Source organism: Polynucleobacter sp. MWH-Spelu-300-X4 (assembly GCF_018687515.1).
In the GTDB taxonomy this organism is placed as follows: Bacteria; Pseudomonadota; Gammaproteobacteria; order Burkholderiales; family Burkholderiaceae; genus Polynucleobacter.
Genome location: NZ_CP061294.1, coordinates 646,650 through 665,670, shown reverse-complemented (window position 1 = coordinate 665,670; position 19,021 = coordinate 646,650). Strand labels below are relative to the sequence as shown.

Sequence of the window (19,021 nt, the reverse complement as noted above, 5' to 3'; positions counted from 1 at the left end):
CCTCGTTGATAACCTTAAAAGGACTACACACCCAATAATTCATTTAAAACCCCCATGCTGGCAGCCAATTCGTCCTGACGCACGACCTTAGCAACCTTGCCATGTTCAATCACATAGTGACGATCAGCCAAGGGCGCAGCAAATCTAAAATTCTGCTCCACTAGCACAATTGTGAAACCACGCTCTCTTAACGCCGTCACAATTTGCCCTAATCGCTCAACGATCACAGGCGCCAAACCTTCTGTAATCTCATCCAAAAGTAATAGTTTGGCACCCGTCCTTAAAATACGAGCCATCGCCAACATTTGCTGTTCACCGCCAGATAGTCGACCACCTGGACTATTGCGACGCTCCTTTAAGTTGGGGAACATGGTGTAAATTTCTTCAATGCTCATACCACCTTCAGCCAAGGTTGGTGGCAACATTAAATTCTGTTCACAGGTTAAAGAGCTAAAAATACCGCGCTCTTCAGGACAATAACCAACACCTAAACGAGCAATTAAATGCGGCTCTAAGCTAGTTGTTTCCTGCCCCTGTATCTCAATACTTCCAGTACGTTTCCCAATCAAGCCACAAATGGCACGCAATGTGGATGTTCTACCAGCACCATTACGACCCAATAAAGTCACAACTTCGCCATTCGCAACTTCCAAGTCAATGCCATGTAATACATGAGACTCTCCATACCATCCATGAAGATCTTTAATCTTTAAAACTGTATGCGCCGACATTAATGAGCTCCCAACTCTGCATTAGCAGCACTACCCATATAAGCTTCAATTACCTGAGGGTTTGCAGATACTTCTGCATAGTTGCCATTAGCAATAATTTTTCCACGTTGCAAAACTGTGATTGTGTCCACAATCGAAGAAACCACCTTCATATTGTGCTCAACCATTAATACAGTTCGACCTGCAGATACTTTTTTAATTAATTGAGTCACTTTTTCCACATCTTCATGACCCATACCTTGCGTCGGTTCATCCAACAACATCACTTCAGGATTCATACTTAAAGTAGTGGCAATTTCCAAAGCGCGCTTACGTCCATAAGGCAGGCTCACCGCTGTCATGTCAGCATACTTTTCCAAACCAACCTGCTCCAAATAACTCATTGCCTCATCATTTAAATGATTGAGAGAACGTTCACTTTTCCAAAAATGCATCGACGTGCCCAATTTTCTTTGCAGACCAATGCGCACATTCTCTAAATTAGTTAAATGTGGAAACACCGCTGAAATCTGGAAGGACCGAACCATACCAATACGCGCAATTTCAGCAGAGCCCTTTTGAGTAATATCTTCACCCTTATAGATGATCTGACCAGATGTTGGCGTGATGAACTTGGTTAACAAATTGAAACACGTTGTCTTACCCGCACCATTAGGGCCGATTAAGGCGTGAATTGTGCCAGCACGCACCTTTAAATCAACGTCACTAACAGCCACAAACCCCGAGAACTCTTTTGTGAGCTTTTTCGTTTCAAGAATTACATCTGACATGATGTCCGCTTTTCGTTTCTTTTTAATTAAATTAAGACAGCCTAAGTCCATGAAAATAAACTTAAGTTATTAATTGAACAATAAGGGATTGTCATTACATTGACGATAGGGAATTAAAGCTATTGACCTTCTAAACTTCTTATGGTTTTAATAAAAAAGCCACCCTTAGGTGGCTCTTTTCGTACATTCAAATTATCTCGAGATTATTTCTCTACGAATGCTCTCTCATAGACATAATCACCCAAAACACCAAGGCTTGGTGAAACCTTAAAGCCCCTAGCATCTAACATTTCACAGATTTCTTTTAGCATGGACGGGCTTCCACAAATCATGCCTCGATCAGTAGCAGGATCTAGTGGTGGTAAACCGATATCCTTAAACAACTGACCATTTTCAATTGCAGTTGTTAAACGGCCTGTGTGTTTGAAAGCTTCACGTGTCACAGTTGGGTAATAAATCAACTTCTCACGCACCATCTCACCCAAGAACTCGTCATTAGGTAAAACATTGCGGATGTAATCCTCATAAGCCAACTCGCTAACCAAGCGCACACCATGAATCAAGACCACTTTCTCAAACTTCTCATAAGTTTCAGGGTCTCTAATAATGCTCATAAATGGTGCCAAACCAGTACCTGTACTGAATAAATAAAGGTTTTTACCTGGATTTAAGTCATCAATAACTAAAGTACCCACCGATTTTTCACTCACCAAAATAGGGTCGCCTACTTTGATGTTTTGCAGTCTTGAGGTCAACGGTCCATTCTCAACCTTAATACTCAAAAACTCCAAATGCTCTTCATAGTTAGGGCTTGCCACACTATAGGCGCGCACCAAAGGTTTTCCTTCAACCTCTAGTCCAATCATTAAAAAATGGCCATTACGGAAGCGCAAGCCTTTGTTTCTAGTAGTTGTGAAGCTAAAAAGCGTGTCATTCCAGTGTTTAACTGTTAGTACTGTTTCTGTTTGATAACTTGCCATGATTCCTGAGTCTTGTTCTAAATAACCACCCGAAAGATACCTAATAACTAAATCTTTGGGAAATATGTATTACTTATATCAATAGATGAATAAGTCATAGTTAAAGTTACTTATCTATCTAAATTCGTGAAACTCAGATTTTAAACACTTCCCTAAGAGAAACAACGATTTAAGTCAAAAAGACCTATTTCAGTGTGCTTTTCTACCCTAGCCCACTATATCCAAGGCAAGGGCTTCAGCAACCTTAATGCCATCCACCCCAGCAGATAAGATGCCTCCAGCATACCCAGCTCCCTCTCCAGCCGGGTACAGCCCTTTTACATTGAGGCTTTGATAGTTGGCACCCCTAGTAATTCTTAAGGGTGAAGAGGTTCTAGTCTCAACCCCTGTTAGAACCGCATCTTTCATAGAAAAACCTTTGATCTTCTTATCAAAGGCTGGCAAAGCCTCTCTCATCGCTTCAATAGCGTAATCAGGTAAAGCGCTGGCCAAATCAGTCAAATGCACACCTGGTTTGTAAGAAGGTATGACACTGCCCAACTCCGTTGAAGGACGACCCGCCAAAAAGTCCCCAACCAACTGCCCAGGAGCTTCATAGGTTTTACCACCCAACTCAAAAGCCTTTGACTCTAAAGCTCGCTGAAAATCAATTCCAGCCAAAGGATTTTCAGGGGTAGCCCCATAATCTTTAGGATCAACGTTCACCACAATGCCCGCATTCGCATTACGCTCGTTGCGTGAATACTGACTCATGCCATTAGTGACAACTCGGTTCTCCTCAGAGGTGGCAGCAACTACCGTTCCTCCAGGACACATGCAAAAGCTATAAACAGCACGACCATTCTTAGCGTGATGCACCAACTTGTAATCAGCGGCGCCAATCAAAGGATGCCCTGCATGCGGCCCCAATCTTGCTTTATCAATCAAAGATTGTGGGTGCTCAATTCGAAAGCCGACTGAAAACGGCTTTGCCTCCATATAAACGCCACTTTCATGCAAAGTCTTAAAGGTGTCGCGTGCGCTATGCCCCAAGGCTAAAACAACATGGTTTGCCTCAATGCGCTCACCACCCTCTAACTTCACAGCTTTGATACCTCCATCAGCAATCTCAAAGCCCGTCACTTTTTGCTGAAAACGAACCTCGCCACCCAGGTCAATAATCTCTTGACGAATTTTTTCAACCATACCAACTAAGCGGAAAGTCCCAATATGAGGTTTAGCTACATACAAGATCTCTTCAGGAGCGCCAGCTTTAACAAATTCCTCAATGACTTTGCGACCATAAAATTTAGGGTCCTTAATTTGGCTATACAACTTGCCATCTGAGAAAGTCCCCGCACCGCCCTCGCCGAACTGAACATTGGACTCCGGATTCAAAATCTTTTTGCGCCACAAGCCCCAAGTATCCTGGGTACGTTCACGCACCTGCTTGCCGCGCTCAAGCACAATCGGCTTAAAGCCCATTTGAGCCAAAAGCAAAGCGGCAAAAATTCCACAGGGACCAAAACCAATCACCACAGGCCGTTGCGCTAGAACAGCCGGCGCCTTTGCCACAAAGTGATAAGTGGTATCGGGCGATACACGCACATGCTCATCATGGGCATAACGCTTTAACACCCCTTCCTCATCTTTCACAGAAAGGTCAATTGTGTAAATAAATGACAACGCTGTATTTTTTCTGGCGTCGTAACTTCGCTTAAATACAATAAAGCTCACTAAATCCTTAGCAGAAATAGCTAAACGCTTTAAGATGGCATCTTCTAGCTCAGAAGGAGCATGGTCTACAGCTAGACGAAGTTCAGTGATACGAATCATAGGGCTACACAATACACAAGGCGATACGAAATGTCAGACAAAGATTTTAATCCCATCGAAGAAACTCAAGACTGGCTCATCAAAGCGGTCATTGGACTAAATCTTTGCCCGTTTGCCAAAGCCGTTCACGTCAAAGAACAAATTCGCTATGTTGTGAGCGAAGCTCGCGATGAAGAAGCTCTTTTAGAAGACCTAGCTCGAGAACTCGAACACCTTGCGGAAGTATCACCCCATAAAACAGATACCACGCTACTCATTCATCCTTACGTATTAAAAGATTTTTTGGAATACAACAATTTTTTAGAATTGGCAGATCAACTATTAGAAGACATGCAATTAGACGGAGAATTGCAAATCGCTAGCTTTCATCCAAACTATCAATTCGCAGATACCGAATTCGACGACATCACCAACTTTACCAACCGTTCACCATACCCAACTTTGCACCTCATCAGGGAAGATAGTATTGATAAGGCTGTTGAAGCTTTTCCAGAAGCAGAAACAATCTATGAAACCAATATGGAAACCATGAAAAAACTAGGGGCTACTGGTTGGAAAAAGTTATTCCCTAAATAATGGTGTTGCTAGCATTAAATGTGAGAACGGCTTTCTCTTAAGTAATCAATCAAACGGCCAATGACTGGCGGATTAGGAGTAGTTAAATAAGAAACTATAAAAGCTGCTAAAAAACTGGCCGGTATACCAAATGCACCGGAGGCAATCGGATCAACGCCTAACCAACGGTTACCGAATATTCCAGTCACCCTAGAAGCGAATGGGTAATTAAGCGCAATATAGGTTCCGCTCACAGTCAATCCGGTCACCATACCGGCAATAGCTCCCCACTTATTAATGCGCTTAGAAAAAACCGCCAACACTAAAACGGCAAAAAAACTTGAGGCCGCTAAAGAAAATGCTGCTCCCACTAAAAACAAAATATCTCCAGGGCGCAAAGACGTAATATAAGAAGCTAACAAAGCCACCGCTAACAAAACAATTTTTGCCCCAGTCACACGCTTTTGATGAGAAGCATTTTTATCAATCAGATGATGGTAGACATCATGAGAAATTGAGTTAGAAATTGTCAACAACAAACCATCAGCAGTCGATAAGGCTGCAGCCAAAGCGCCAGCAGCAACTAGACCAGAAATAACATATGGCAACCCTGTAATTTCTGGGGCAGCCAAAATAATCATATCCGGAGAAATCGACAACTCAGCCCACTGCACATAGCCATCACCATTAATATCCGTCAAAGAAATCACAGCCGGTTCAATTTTGCGCCACTGTGTGACCCAACTGGGCAAATCAGCGTAAGAAATGCCCACTAAATTTTTAAACAATTCCAACTTAACAATCGCTGCAAGCGCCGGCACACTTAAATAAAAAATAGCGATAAATAACAAGGTCCAAAAAACTGAATATCGTGTTGCTGAAACACTAGTTGTTGTGTAGTAGCGTGTCAAAATATGGGGCAAACTAGCCGTCCCAAACATCAAGCAAAAAATCAACAAGATAAAATTTAATTGATCAAGACTTGATACCCCAAAACCTCTACCACTAACTGGCTGCATCGACGGCACAGCCGCTTGGCTACGTACATACGCCTCTTGTTTCTCTTTTAACCAAACATCATAAGCATTTGCTGGATCTGATGGATATTGCTGCAATTTCTTCTCAATCGCTTTTACCTCTTTCAAAGGCAGCTGATTAATTCTTGCATCAGTCAATTCTTTTTCAATAGCTTTTCTGCCATTGACATAAGAAAGTGGCAAATCATCAATTTTCTTTTGAAGCAAAACAGTCTGCTTTTGATAATAATTACGCACCTTCACTTCTTCAGCAGTAACCTCAAAGTCTTTTTCGTGATACTCAATCTCTTCTAAAACTTTACCGTAAGTGATCTGCGGCAAGAAGCTGTCATGTTTTTTATAAGACATCATGCCTAAGGGCAAAAGTAACGCAATCACCAAAATAATGTACTGAGCCACTTGCGTCCATGTAACCGCTCGCATGCCCCCTAAAAATGAGCACACCAAGATACCTGCCAAACCAAAGAAAACACCGATGCCAAATTCAACACCAATAAAGCGATTGACGATTAAACCCACCCCTTGAATTTGGGCCACCAAATAGACAAAAGAAACCACAATCGTTACACCCACTGCCACCAAACGCACAGTTCTACTGCCGCCTAATACGCCTTGGCTATAACGAATCGCCAGAAAATCTGGAATCGTAAAAGAACCAAACTTCCTAATATAAGGAGCAATCAACATAGCAACCAAACAAAAGCCGCCGGTCCACCCCACGATAAAAGCTAAACCTTTGTAACCGGAACTAAATAAAATCCCCACCAACCCAATAAAGGTAGCCGCGCTCATCCAGTCGGCGGCTGTTGCCATCCCATTAAATATCGCAGGTATGCGCCGCCCCGCTATGTAGTACTCATTAATATCGGAAGTTCTACAAATCAAACCAATACTGGCGTAAATCGCAATCGTGACAAATAAGAAAACGTAACCTAGCCAAATACCTGGGCCATTCGCTTTTTCCATCAGCGCCAAGAAATAAATGAATAGCAAAAATCCTGCTGTAAACAACAAATAGAAAAAACCTATCTTCTTTGACTCAGCTCGAATGCGCATATTTCAATTATGACCTACTCGAAAAAAAAGCCGGCATCTACTGACACCGGCCTTTAATTAGCTATCGATGAACGACGGCTTCTTTTAAGGATATTAAATCGCTTCTTTTAACTGCTCCAAGATAGCTGGATTCTCAAGCGTTGAAACGTCTTGAGTAACTTCCTCGCCCTTTGCCAATACGCGCAAGATGCGACGCATGATTTTTCCAGAACGAGTCTTAGGTAAGTTATCACCGAAACGAATTTCTTTTGGTTTAGCAATTGGACCAATCTCCTTACCAACCCAATTACGCAACTCAGTGGCAATCTTCTTAGCCTCATCGCCTGTTGGACGCTTACCTTTAAGAACCACAAAGGTCACAATCGCCTCACCCGTCATATCATCAGGACGGCCCACCACAGCAGCTTCAGCCACTAATGGATTAGCCACTAGGCAAGATTCGATTTCCATCGTACCCATACGATGACCGGAAACGTTTAATACGTCATCAATACGACCTGTAATAGTGAAGTAACCATTGTCTTTGTTACGAATTGCGCCATCGCCAGCAAGATACAAGGTACCACCTAGTTCTTCTGGGAAATAGCTCTTCTTAAAGCGTTCCGGGTCATTCCAAATCGTGCGAATCATAGATGGCCATGGGCGTTTTACAACCAAGATACCGCCTTGACCATTTGGCATATCGCCACCAGCCTCATCCACAATCGCCGCCATAATGCCTGGCAATGGTAATGTGCATGAGCCTGGCACTAATGGTGTGGCGCCTGGTAACGGCGTAATCATATGACCGCCTGTTTCTGTTTGCCAGAAAGTGTCCACAATCGGGCATTTCTCACCACCCACATTCTTGTGATACCACATCCAAGCCTCAGGATTGATTGGCTCACCCACTGAACCCAACAAACGCAAAGTCTTTAAGTTGTAGTTGTTTGGATGAACTTTAGGATCCGTATCAGAAGCTTTGATCAATGAACGAATCGCCGTTGGTGCTGTATAGAAAATGCTCACTTTGTGACGCTGAATCATTTCCCAGAAACGTCCTGCGTTTGGATAGGTTGGCACACCTTCAAACACGATTTCCGTACCGCCACAAGCCAAAGGACCGTATGCGATATAGCTATGACCTGTCACCCAACCAATGTCAGCCGTACACCAGAACACATCGCTATCGCGCAAGTCAAATGTCCACTTCATCGTCAACATCGCCCACAATAAATAACCACCTGTTGCGTGCTGCACACCTTTTGGCTTACCTGTTGAACCAGATGTATAAAGAACGAATAATGGATGCTCTGCGCTCACCCACTCAGGCTCGCATTTCTTAGCTTGACCGGCAGACACATCATGCATCCACTTGTCACGACCAGCTACCATTGGAATATTACCGCCAGTACGCTTATAAACAATTACATGCTTAAGTTTGTCGCAATCACCTAAAGCAAGCGCTTCATCAGCAATAGTCTTCAATGGCAAAGCTTTACCACCACGCATTTGCTCGTCTGCTGTAATCAACGCTACCGCACCTACGTCCACAATACGTTCTTGCAATGATTTTGCTGAGAATCCACCAAACACGACTGAATGCGTTGCACCGATACGGGCGCACGCCTGCATCGCCACCACACCTTCAATAGACATAGACATATAGATAACAACACGGTCACCTTTTTTAATGCCTAGCTTTTTCAAACCATTCGCAAAAGTTGCAACACGGTCATGCAATTCTTGATAAGTTACTTTTGTAACTTCACCGCCATCAGCTTCAAAAATAATAGCTGTTTTTTTACCTAAGCCATTTTCGATATTACGGTCGATACAGTTATAAGAGGCGTTGGTTAAACCATCTTCAAACCATTTATAAAACGGTGCCTTTGATTCATCTAAAACTTTAGTAAAAGGCTTTTTCCAATATAAGTTTTCTTTAGCTAAGCGCGCCCATGTACCGTTGAAGTCTTTTTCAAAAGACTGGCACATAGCGTTGTACTGCTCCATGCTAGAAACTGCAGCATTTTTTGAAAATGCTTTAGGTGGGTTAAACACACGATTTTCTACCAATAACTGTTCCATACCGGACATACGTTTTCTCCTACTTCTCTAAGCAGTGTTTAGACAAAACATGAGGTTAGGTCTAAGGACTGACATTTGGCTGACATTCTTTATAAAGTTAGGTTAAATGAGGGTTCTCCCTAGGGAAATGAAGATAAACCCCTAAAACACTGACTCCGTGGTTAGTTAGTCGATTTAATCAAGTGTTTGCTCTAATCGAAATACTAAAAGGACCCTCTATCTAGGTAGAATGGCGTTTTGACCAACTTTTACTAAAAGATCATGAGCACAATTCGCCAAGAAGACTTTATTCAAAGTGTCGCAGACGCTTTTCAATATATTTCCTACTATCACCCGCTTGACTACATCACAGCCCTAGGTAAAGCCTATGAGCGCGAAGAAAGCCCAGCGGCAAAGGATGCGATTGCCCAGATTTTGACAAACAGCCGTATGTGCGCTGAAGGTAAACGCCCTATCTGTCAGGACACAGGAATTGCCGTGGTGTTCCTGAAAGTGGGTATGAATATGAAATGGGACGCGAAAATGAGCGTTCAAGAAATGGTCAACGAAGGTGTTCGCCGTGCTTATGGCAATCCTGACAATAAACTGCGCGCCTCCGTTCTACTTGATCCAGCAGGTAAACGCATTAACTCTAAAGACAATACGCCTGCGGTTGTTCACTATGAAATCGTTGAGGGCGATGGCTTAGAAGTTATTTGTGCAGCCAAAGGTGGCGGCTCCGAAAATAAGAGCAAGATGTACATGCTGAACCCGTCTGACTCGATTGTCGACTGGGTATTAAAAACTGTACCAACAATGGGAGCTGGCTGGTGTCCTCCTGGCATCTTGGGCATTGGTATTGGTGGCACACCAGAGAAAGCCATGTTGCTAGCTAAAGAATCACTGATGGCACCCGTGGATATCCATGAATTAATTGCACGCGGCCCAAGCAACCGCATCGAGGAGTTACGCCTTGAAATCATGGAAAAAGTGAATGCCCTCGGTATTGGCGCCCAAGGATTGGGTGGCTTAACAACAGTATTAGATGTGAAAATTTTGGATTACCCAACCCACGCAGCTTCACTGCCTGTAGCGATGATTCCGAACTGCGCGGCGACCCGCCACGTTCACTTCCATCTACATGGTGATGGTCCTGCAGTATTAACGCCACCATCTTTATCTGATTGGCCGCAAGTTAGCTGGGCACCAGATACGGAAAAATCAACGCGCGTCAACCTAGACACATTAACTCCAGAAGAAGTAGCCAGCTGGAAGCCTGGTCAAACTTTATTACTCAACGGCAAAATGCTCACGGGTCGTGACGCTGCTCATAAGCGTATTCAAGACATGTTAGCCAAAGGTGAAAAACTACCGGTTGATTTCACAAACCGCGTCATCTACTACGTAGGCCCAGTAGACCCAGTGCGTGACGAAGTTGTAGGTCCAGCAGGCCCAACAACCGCTACTCGTATGGATAAATTCACGGAAATGATGTTGGCTCAAACAGGCCTCATCTCCATGGTCGGCAAAGCCGAACGTGGACCTACAGCCATTGAAGCCATCAAGAAACATAAATCGGCTTACTTAATGGCTGTTGGTGGTGCGGCTTACCTAGTATCTAAGGCTATTAAAGAAGCAAAGGTTGTTGGTTTTGCTGATTTAGGTATGGAAGCTATTTACGAATTCACGATTCAAGATATGCCAGTGACTGTGGCAGTGGATTCAAATGGCACATCCGTTCACAACACAGGTCCTAAAGAGTGGCAGGCTAAGATTGGAAAAATTCCAGTCACAACAGCTTGAGCTCATTAGTTAACTTTTATAACTGAAAGACTGAGGTACGCTTGGCGACGATTGGGGTGTTTGATTCTGGCATTGGTGGACTAACCGTTCTCAATGAAGCCCTACGCCAAGCCCCAGCCCACCACTATATTTACTTAGCAGACTCCGTTAACGCGCCTTATGGAGAAAAATCAAGTGAGTGGGTGGCGCAACGCAGCCTTGATCTCTGCCATTGGTTAGCCCGAGAAGGCTGCCAAGCTTTAGTGGTTGCTTGCAATACTGCCACCGCCGAAGCGATTGCCCATATTCGTAACGACATGCCAGCAATTCCTATTATTGGAGTTGAGCCAGGCATCAAACCTGCTGTACACCAAAGCAACAATCAAAAAATTGGCGTGCTTGCTACTCAAAACACTTTAAAAAGCGATAAGTTCAACGCTTTATTAAAAAGCCTTCAGGGTGATTGCGAATTTATCTCACAAGCCGGCTTGGGGTTAGTGCCTCTGATTGAGGAAGGTAAGATCGATGCGCCTGAAACAGAAGCGCTTCTACGAGAACATTTAAGCGTCATGCAAACAGCTGGGATTGATACCCTCGTCTTGGGATGTACACATTACCCATTTCTATTGCCATTAATTAGAAAAATTTTAGGTAATGACATACAAATTGTTGACACAAGTGCGGCTGTCATTAAACAACTCACTCGCAAACTCGAAGAGTTTGAACTACTCCAATCGCCGCCTCCACGTACGATTCGTCTTTACTCGACTTTAGATGCCGATCATCTGCATCAACTAGCCAAGCAACTTATTCCAACCGCTTTGGAACAACACGGCGTTGAAACATCCACTGTTTTTATTTCTTAAAGTTGGTGGTCAATTCTGTGAATACCTTGATTGAACTTTTTAAAAAAATATCTGCGCAACAAAAAATTGCCGCAATTGTTGTTTTTGCACATATTTTTTTATTAATTGGTTTCCAACTCGGTTCAAGCCAGCACCATAGCGCATCAACCATTGGGGATACCGTCACAGCTAACTTGCTAGACCCGAACCCACAAAAAGAAAAGTCGAAAAATATACCGACACCTACCCCACCGACGACCTTAGAAAAGCAAAAAGCACCTAGCCCTGCAACAACTAAACAAGAAAGTCCTCTAGCAGCCAATACGGCTAGCTCAACGCCTCCTCCAACCAGCACAGGGGGCAGCAGTTCAGGAGACCCTAAAACAGTTTCTATTAGTCAAGCACAATGCAGCGTCCCAGAACCCGTCTACCCCACCTTGTCACGTAGAATAGGCGAAGAAGGCAAAGCAATGGTTCGTTTATTTATTAATGAATCAGGTCAAGTTGAAAAAGTGAGCTTAGCTCAAAGCAGCGGCATCCAACGCTTAGACCAAGCCGCTTTAGATGCAGGGCAAAAAGCGCGTTGCAAACCTTTTATAGAATTTGGCAAACCTATTAAAGTTACTGCCATCCAACCTTATATTTTTCGATTGGAATAAGTTGTCATGAATCAACCCTTCGGCCTAGCAAATATGTGGTTACAAGGTGACGCCGTCACCCGCACCGTAGCGCTATTCCTCTTAGCCATGTCTATCATCTCTTGGATCATTATCCTGACCAAAGCATGGCATCTCTACAAAATTAGAAAAATCGCTCTAGAAGTCGAGTGCTTTTGGCATGCCCCTTCCTTTGATGTGGCATTAAGCCAAATGACAGTTGAGCTGAATCCTTATTTGGAATTAGCTAGCAGCGCTCAAGAGGCTATGAAACATCACTCACAACAAACAGGCAATCGCAGCGAGTTGCGTCAAACCTTAAATCCATCTGATTGGCTCACACGCTGTTTAAAAATCAGCATTGATAAATCAGTTGGTCAATTACAACATGGCCTGACCTTTTTAGCCTCTACTGGCGCAACCGCCCCATTCATTGGTTTATTTGGCACAGTTTGGGGTATCTACCACGCACTTGTTGGAATTGGCGCCACGGGTACAGCCACGATTGATCAAGTAGCAGGTCCAATCGGTGAAGCGCTCATCATGACAGCGCTTGGCTTGGCTGTTGCGATCCCTGCTGTCTTGGGCTACAACGCCATTAGTCGAAACAATAAAGTCCTTATTGCCGAGCTTAATCGTTTCGGCAATGACTTATACGCCTTCTTCATAACAGGTGCGCGCTTAGGCCAAAGCGAAGTCAGCACTTCTCGCCCATCATCACAGGATTAATCATGGCATTTGGTAACGAGCCTATTGGTGAAGACGAAACACCACCTATGGCAGAAATTAACATGACACCTTTAGTGGATGTCATGTTGGTGTTATTGATTGTTTTCATGATCACCTTACCTGTGATGCAACACGCCGTTAAAGTAGAGCTGCCCGTAGCAAGCAGTCAAAAAAATCAGGTTGAACCAGCATCCATCAACTTAACAGTTTCAGCTAAAGGTCAAATTTTTTGGAATAAATCACCGATTGATTTAGAAACCCTAGCCATCTACACACAGACTGCTTCTCAAAAAAACCCTCAACCAGAAATTCAATTACGCGCTGATAAAAATGTTCGTTATGAATCAGTCGCTCAAGTACTAGCAACAACCAAACGTTCAGGTATAACAAAGATATCTTTTGTTACTGAGCCTAATTAATCGGCTCATATGGCTTCATTTAAACCTCCCTTTTGCGATACCAAGGACCTCCAAACATCTTTAGCTCACAAGGGCTTTGCTTTATTAAATCCTAGCAATGTCGAGCAATTATCGGGTCACACCAACTCCGAATGGCGTGAGTTAACTCGATATTGGAGTGACCTTGCCCCAGACCAATATCTCAAAGATGGCGGTCGTTATCGAAAAAGAAAACATAGCAGCATAGTTGTTACTGGAGGGGCAACCAAGCTGATGCCGCACAGAGCACACTGGCAACCCATCTCCTACAACGCCTTGCACGGCGGCATTGATCGCTGGTTTGAACCTTGTGCAGAAAAATTCACCCAAAGTGCGGCGCTACAAGATTTACTCATCAAGCTCTGCGCTCATTTTTCGGCGATCAAACAGCTTGATCCTAAAACAACCCCTTGGTATGTAGAAGTACATCAATTTCGTATCGATACAACAGATGGCATTGGCAGACCAACACCCGAAGGCGCTCACAGAGACGGGGTTGATTTTGTGGGAGTCATGCTAATTAACCGCCAACACATCAAAGGCGGAGAAACCAGAGTTTTTCGCCATGAAAGCCCCGAAGGCCAGCGCTTTACATTAGAAGATCCTTTGAGTCTCTTACTACTTGATGATGAACAAGTGATTCATGAAACTACGCCCATCCAACCCATAGACAACACTCAAGAGCTCTCCTGCAGAGACACACTGGTTCTCACCTTCCGCCTAAAAGGCTTTCAAGATAAAAACTAAATACCTGTTTTTATCTTCTTTTCTTTTTAGGCACTTCTGTTAATGGTTTAGCGTGGGCCCAATGTATTGCCCAGTTTTCAGCATAACGCTTCGCTGCATAAACCGACTTCAAAATCATGAAATTTTCGGCATTGCGTTTATCCGCTGAATTTGTAAAGTTATAACTACCGGTTACCACCACATCATCATCAATCAACATCACCTTGTTATGTTGAATAGCGTGTTCTGCATCATTTCTAACAAAAATACCCACTTCAACTAAAGGGGCAATAGCCTCTCCGTTATTTTGAGAACTTTTTTCATCTTGAATAAGCTCCACCAATACCCCGCGCTGTTTAGCTCTAACAAGCGCTTGGCTAATCTCAACCGATGTAAACCCATAAGCCATCACACGGATGGACTTTTTTGCTCCATCTAAGTGCTTAGTTAAACCATGCACAGCACCTGTTGGGGGCGTGAAATAAACAGCTAAAACCTCGGCTGGCTGGGGCTCTGTATGAGCCAAGGGGGCAAGAGCCCCCATAACTATCAAACCAACAATTAAGTACTTGTTTTTAATAATGAATTTTAATAAATTTGATTTCTGCATTTTGTATACATATTAGGGAATTACCTAGGTGCTTCCAAAACTCTTCGCCCTATACTAAACGAGTAATTAAATTAGCAAAAATTACTTAATTAATAAATAAATTCCAAGGAGACAAAATGAATTTACGCCGTCGTCTATTTACTATTGCGGCAGCTGCAGCGCTATTAACCAATGGTGCGAGCTATGCGCAAGAAGCAATCAAAATTGGTGTTTCAGGCCCTTACACAGGTGGCTCATCTTCAATGGGCGTGAGTATGCGTGATGGCGTTCGCTTAGCCGTTAAAGAAATCAATGCTGCAGGCGGTGTCGCCGGCAAAAAAATTGAAATTATCGAGCGCGATGATGAAGCAAAAAATGAACGTGGCGTTCAAATTGCTCAAGAATTGATTAATAAAGAAAAAGTGGTTGCTACTGTTGGCTTTATTAATACAGGCGTTGCCCTTGCTTCACAACGTTTTTACCAAGAAGCAAAAATTCCAGTGATGAACAACGTTGCTACCGGCACCATCGTTACTAAACAGTTCACTGGTGATAACTACATTTTCCGTAACGCTGCGCGTGATGAAATTCAAGCGCCGATGATCGTTAAAGAAGCGATTGAAAAACGTGGCTTTAAAAAGGTGGCGATTCTTGCTGACTCAACTAACTACGGTCAATTAGGTCGTGAGGACTTAGAAAAAGCTCTTAAAGCTAAAGGTATCACACCAGTAGCCACAGAAAAATTCAACATTAAAGACGTTGATATGACGCCTCAACTGTTGAAAGCCAAAGAAGCTGGTGCAGAAGTTATTTTGACTTACGCTATCGGACCTGAATTAGCCCAAATCGCGAATAGCATGGCTAAATTAGGCTGGAAGAAGCCAATGATTGGTAGCTGGACATTATCAATGGCTAACTTTATTGATACAGCTGGTAAAAATGGTGAAGGCGCACGTATGCCACAGACCTTCATTCAAGAAGCCAATACTAAAAAGCGTAAAGCATTCATCGATTCTTACCTAAAAGAGTTCAAGCCAAAGAATGGTCGTATTGATTCACCAGTATCTGCCGCTCAAGGTTACGACTCTATCTATCTATTGGCTGCTGCCATCAAGCAAGCTGGCTCAACAGATGGCGTGAAGATTCGTGAAGCTCTAGAAAACTTGAATGAAAAAGTTGAGGGTGTTGTAACAACTTACGACAAACCATTTAGCAAAAATGACCACGAAGCTATTACTGACAATATTCCAGTGATGGGTGAAGTGAAAAAAGGTCGCGTGGTTTACGCTTACCAAGAAGACGCTGATCGTGGTTCGGACATCCGCGTTAAGAAGAAAAAATAATTGCTGCATTAGCTAGTTGTAATCAGTAGCGCCGCCCTCATCAAGGCGGCGCTTTGGCTTAAAAGTAAGTGTATTTTTCCCGTTATCTCCTAGGAAACATCAATGGAAATCTTAGTTCAATTAATTTTTAGCGGTATCGCCATCGGCATGATCTATGCGGTTATTGCTTTTGGTTATCAGCTTACATTTGCCACTTCTGGCACTCTAAACTTTGGTCAAGGTGAGGCTTTAATGCTAGGCGCCCTCGTAGGCTTAACATGTGTCGAGACATTTGGCATTAACTACTGGTTAATGATTCCGATTGTCTGCATATTTGGCCTTTTACAAGGCGGTCTTGTTGAAGTGGTTGGCGTTAGACCAGCCATCAAAATCAAATCAGAATTTGGTTGGATCATGTCCACCATTGCTCTAGGCATTATTTTCAAAAACGTCGCTGAAAATATTTGGGGACGTGATGACTTGAGATTCCCATCACCTTTAGATGATGACCCTATGCAATTTTTCGGCGCTAATATTTTGCCAATGGAAGTAGTCGTAGTTGGTGGCGCTTTAGGCATGATGTTGTTAGTGGAATTTTTTAACCGTAAAACAATTTACGGCAAAGCTGTGGTAGCCACATCCAACGACCGTGATGCCGCAAGCTTGATGGGCATCAATACACGCCTAGTAATAATGTTCTCTTACGCTCTATCGTCGCTAACAGCTGCTTTCGCTGGCGTACTCGTGGCACCATTAACACTAACTGGTGCAACCATGGGTGCTTCATTAGGACTTAAAGCTTTTGCTGTGGCAATTATTGGCGGCTTAACTAGTGGCCTAGGCATCATCGTGGGTGGTGTGATTCTTGGTATTACAGAAACCATGACAGGCTTTTACATTTCGACTGGCTATAAGGACGTTCCAGGCCTATTACTACTTTTATTGGTATTAGCACTGAAACCATCTGGCTTATTCGGCAAATCAGCGATTAAGAAAGTCTAAATATGAATTCAAAGAAAATTACCTTATTAATAGCGGCGATTGCCGCCCTATTCGCATTCCCTTTACTGGTCGACAACCCTTACTACATTCACTTAGTTGAAACGATCCTGATTTATGCCATCTTATTATTTGGCTTAGATATCGTAGTGGGTTACACCGGTCAGGTGTCATTAGGTCACGCTGGTTTATTTGGCGTCGGTTCTTATACCGCTGGCGTACTATTTTTTAAATTAGGTATGCCTTTCTGGGTGACTGTACCAGCATCTATCGCGGTAACAGCTGCTTTTGGTGGCTTACTAGCTTTACCAGCTCTAAAAGTAATCGGTCCATACCTTGCGATGGTGACACTTGCATTCGGCACCATTTTGCAAATTCTCATCAATGAAATGACATTCTTAACAGAAGGTCCTTTAGGTATCAAAATTCACAAACCTACTGTGATGGATGTGGAGCTTAATGAAGTTCAGTACTACTGGGTTGTCTGTATTTTATTGTTAGCCAGCTTGTTAGTTGTTCATCGCATCTTAAAATCACACTTAGGTAGAGCCTTCGAAGCCTTAAGGGATAGCCCAATTGCCTGTGACTGTATGGGTGTTTCAGTCTATCGCTACAAGGTCTATGCCTTTGTAATCAGCGCTGGTTTTGCTGGTTTAGCGGGCAGCCTCTACTCTTACTCAGAGCAATACATTTCGCCTAATACCTACAACAATGAGTTAACGATTCTATTCCTGTTAGCCATCATCATGGGTGGCAGAAAGTCACGTATTGGCGCCCTACTTGGCTCAACCATCATCGTGATGCTTCCAAAGCTATTGGACGATATTAATTTATTCAGAATCGTTGCTATCACATTAGCCGTAGCCATGTTGATTGGTTCAGCTGTGAGCATCAGTAAGAAATTATCTACCCCTCAGAAATTAGCAGTACCTGTTGCCGGCACAGTTGGCTTGGCTATTTTCTCTATGTGGTTAGAAAATATCACCGACTGGCGCTTAAGTATTTTTGGCTTCATGATTTTGTTGGTGGTCTATTACTTACAGAACGGTATTGTGGGCTTCATTAAGTCTTATGCAGCATCACTAAGTGGCAAATCCGGTCAATCAACTAGACAAGCTCTTAGTAGCACCATTACCGCTAGCTCTGAAAACATTATTAAAGCTGTTGGTAGCCAACAAAAAACAGGTGACCTTCTTAATGTTCAATCGATCTTGATGCAGTTTGGTGGCTTAAAAGCCTTGAACCAAGTCAACCTTGACATCAAACGCGGCACCATTCATGGCTTGATTGGCCCGAACGGTTCTGGCAAGAGCACGATGATGAACGTTTTAACGGGTATTTATAAACCAACCGCTGGTAATGTTTTATATGCTGGCAATAGTGTGGTTGGCAAAACATCCTCTGAGATTGCTCTTTCAGGTATCGCTAGAACATTCCAAAACGTTCAGCTTTTTGGAGAAATGACCGCTTTGGAAAATATCTTGGTTGGCTTACATCACACATTTAAATCTAATTTACTTGATGTGTCATTGCACCTACCTCGTTATACCAATGAAGAGAATGAAGCTCGCGCACGCGCCTTGGGATTGCTTAAATTTGTTGGCCTAGAAGATTTAGCCGATGAAGAAGCGCGCAACCTCCCCTACGGCAAGCAACGTTTGCTAGAAATTGCTCGCGCCTTGGCGCTTGACCCAGAACTTCTCTTATTGGATGAGCCTGCAGCAGGTCTAACTGCTCCGGACATCAAAGAACTATTAGCGATTATTCGCAAGATTCGTGATCACGGCGTGACATTCATTTTGATTGAGCATCACATGGATGTGGTGATGTCAGTTTGCGACACAGTTTCAGTGCTTGATTTTGGTCAAAAGATTGCCGAAGGCAAACCTGCTGAAATTCAATCAAACGAACAAGTGATCCACGCTTACCTAGGCACCGTCTAACGG

At 43.4% G+C, this 19,021-nt stretch carries 17 protein-coding genes; 10 read left to right on the top strand and 7 right to left on the bottom strand.

All coding sequences use genetic code 11. From position 1 onward, the window contains the following. Positions 1 to 23: 23 nt before the first annotated feature. From ICV01_RS03480 to ICV01_RS03465, 4 genes are all read right to left on the bottom strand, one after another. Positions 24 to 731 (bottom strand): ABC transporter ATP-binding protein, encoded by a 708-nt coding sequence (locus ICV01_RS03480; RefSeq protein WP_215288653.1) that lies wholly within the window; start codon positions 729 to 731, stop codon positions 24 to 26. Next, a complete protein-coding gene (locus ICV01_RS03475; protein WP_215288651.1) occupies positions 731 to 1,501 on the bottom strand; it encodes an ABC transporter ATP-binding protein in 771 nt (256 codons plus the stop codon). The genes ICV01_RS03480 and ICV01_RS03475 overlap by 1 nt, the downstream gene beginning before the upstream one ends. Positions 1,502 to 1,704: 203 nt before the next feature. Beyond that, positions 1,705 to 2,481: a ferredoxin--NADP reductase gene (locus tag ICV01_RS03470; RefSeq protein WP_215288649.1), complete on the bottom strand. Its 777-nt coding sequence runs from the start codon at positions 2,479 to 2,481 to the stop codon at positions 1,705 to 1,707. A 207-nt stretch (positions 2,482 to 2,688) separates the two neighbouring features. Further along, positions 2,689 to 4,296, bottom strand: coding sequence for an NAD(P)/FAD-dependent oxidoreductase (locus ICV01_RS03465; protein WP_215288647.1), 1,608 nt, complete (start codon positions 4,294 to 4,296; stop codon positions 2,689 to 2,691). A 30-nt stretch (positions 4,297 to 4,326) separates the two neighbouring features. Here ICV01_RS03465 and ICV01_RS03460 point away from each other — a divergent pair, with 30 nt between their 5' ends. Further along, positions 4,327 to 4,872: a DUF1415 domain-containing protein gene (locus tag ICV01_RS03460; RefSeq protein ID WP_215288645.1), complete on the top strand. Its 546-nt coding sequence runs from the start codon at positions 4,327 to 4,329 to the stop codon at positions 4,870 to 4,872. A 14-nt stretch (positions 4,873 to 4,886) separates the two neighbouring features. On the opposite strand, the gene ICV01_RS03455 is transcribed toward ICV01_RS03460, so the two are convergent. After that, positions 4,887 to 6,944 carry a sodium:solute symporter family protein gene (locus ICV01_RS03455; protein ID WP_215288644.1) on the bottom strand — a complete coding sequence of 686 codons (2,058 nt, stop codon included), beginning with the start codon at positions 6,942 to 6,944 and terminating at the stop codon, positions 4,887 to 4,889. A 93-nt stretch (positions 6,945 to 7,037) separates the two neighbouring features. Next, a complete protein-coding gene (gene acs / locus ICV01_RS03450) occupies positions 7,038 to 9,020 on the bottom strand; it encodes an acetate--CoA ligase (protein WP_215288642.1) in 1,983 nt (660 codons plus the stop codon). 252 nt (positions 9,021 to 9,272) lie between these two features. On the opposite strand from acs, the gene ICV01_RS03445 reads away from it, so the two are divergent. The 6 genes from ICV01_RS03445 to ICV01_RS03420 are packed head-to-tail and all read left to right on the top strand — an operon-like array spanning position 9,273 to position 14,186. Continuing rightward, positions 9,273 to 10,793, top strand: coding sequence for a fumarate hydratase (locus ICV01_RS03445; protein ID WP_215288640.1), 1,521 nt, complete (start codon positions 9,273 to 9,275; stop codon positions 10,791 to 10,793). Positions 10,794 to 10,834: 41 nt separating this feature from the next. Beyond that, on the top strand, positions 10,835 to 11,638 hold the full coding sequence (gene murI, locus ICV01_RS03440) for a glutamate racemase (protein ID WP_215288638.1): 804 nt from the start codon (positions 10,835 to 10,837) through the stop codon (positions 11,636 to 11,638). 17 nt (positions 11,639 to 11,655) lie between these two features. Next, entirely contained in the window at positions 11,656 to 12,276 is a 621-nt protein-coding gene (locus tag ICV01_RS03435) for an energy transducer TonB (RefSeq protein ID WP_215288636.1), read from the top strand. Positions 12,277 to 12,282: 6 nt separating this feature from the next. Continuing rightward, positions 12,283 to 13,002, top strand: coding sequence for a MotA/TolQ/ExbB proton channel family protein (locus tag ICV01_RS03430; protein ID WP_215288634.1), 720 nt, complete (start codon positions 12,283 to 12,285; stop codon positions 13,000 to 13,002). Between the two features lie 2 nt (positions 13,003 to 13,004). Continuing rightward, positions 13,005 to 13,421: a biopolymer transporter ExbD gene (locus ICV01_RS03425; RefSeq protein ID WP_215288632.1), complete on the top strand. Its 417-nt coding sequence runs from the start codon at positions 13,005 to 13,007 to the stop codon at positions 13,419 to 13,421. A 9-nt stretch (positions 13,422 to 13,430) separates the two neighbouring features. After that, entirely contained in the window at positions 13,431 to 14,186 is a 756-nt protein-coding gene (locus ICV01_RS03420; RefSeq protein ID WP_215288630.1) for a 2OG-Fe dioxygenase family protein, read from the top strand. A 10-nt stretch (positions 14,187 to 14,196) separates the two neighbouring features. Here ICV01_RS03420 and ICV01_RS03415 read toward each other — a convergent pair whose 3' ends face one another. Continuing rightward, the gene (locus ICV01_RS03415; protein WP_215288628.1) at positions 14,197 to 14,775 is read right to left on the bottom strand and encodes a phospholipase D family protein; all 579 of its coding nucleotides are present in this window, start codon (positions 14,773 to 14,775) and stop codon (positions 14,197 to 14,199) included. A gap of 116 nt (positions 14,776 to 14,891) precedes the next feature. On the opposite strand from ICV01_RS03415, the gene ICV01_RS03410 reads away from it, so the two are divergent. From ICV01_RS03410 to ICV01_RS03400, 3 genes are all read left to right on the top strand, one after another. After that, a complete protein-coding gene (locus tag ICV01_RS03410; RefSeq protein ID WP_215288626.1) occupies positions 14,892 to 16,097 on the top strand; it encodes an ABC transporter substrate-binding protein in 1,206 nt (401 codons plus the stop codon). A 102-nt stretch (positions 16,098 to 16,199) separates the two neighbouring features. Next, positions 16,200 to 17,078 (top strand): branched-chain amino acid ABC transporter permease, encoded by an 879-nt coding sequence (locus tag ICV01_RS03405; protein WP_215288624.1) that lies wholly within the window; start codon positions 16,200 to 16,202, stop codon positions 17,076 to 17,078. 2 nt (positions 17,079 to 17,080) lie between these two features. Next, complete coding sequence (locus tag ICV01_RS03400; protein ID WP_215288622.1) at positions 17,081 to 19,018, top strand: ATP-binding cassette domain-containing protein; 1,938 nt, start codon at positions 17,081 to 17,083, stop codon at positions 19,016 to 19,018. Positions 19,019 to 19,021: the final 3 nt, after the last annotated feature.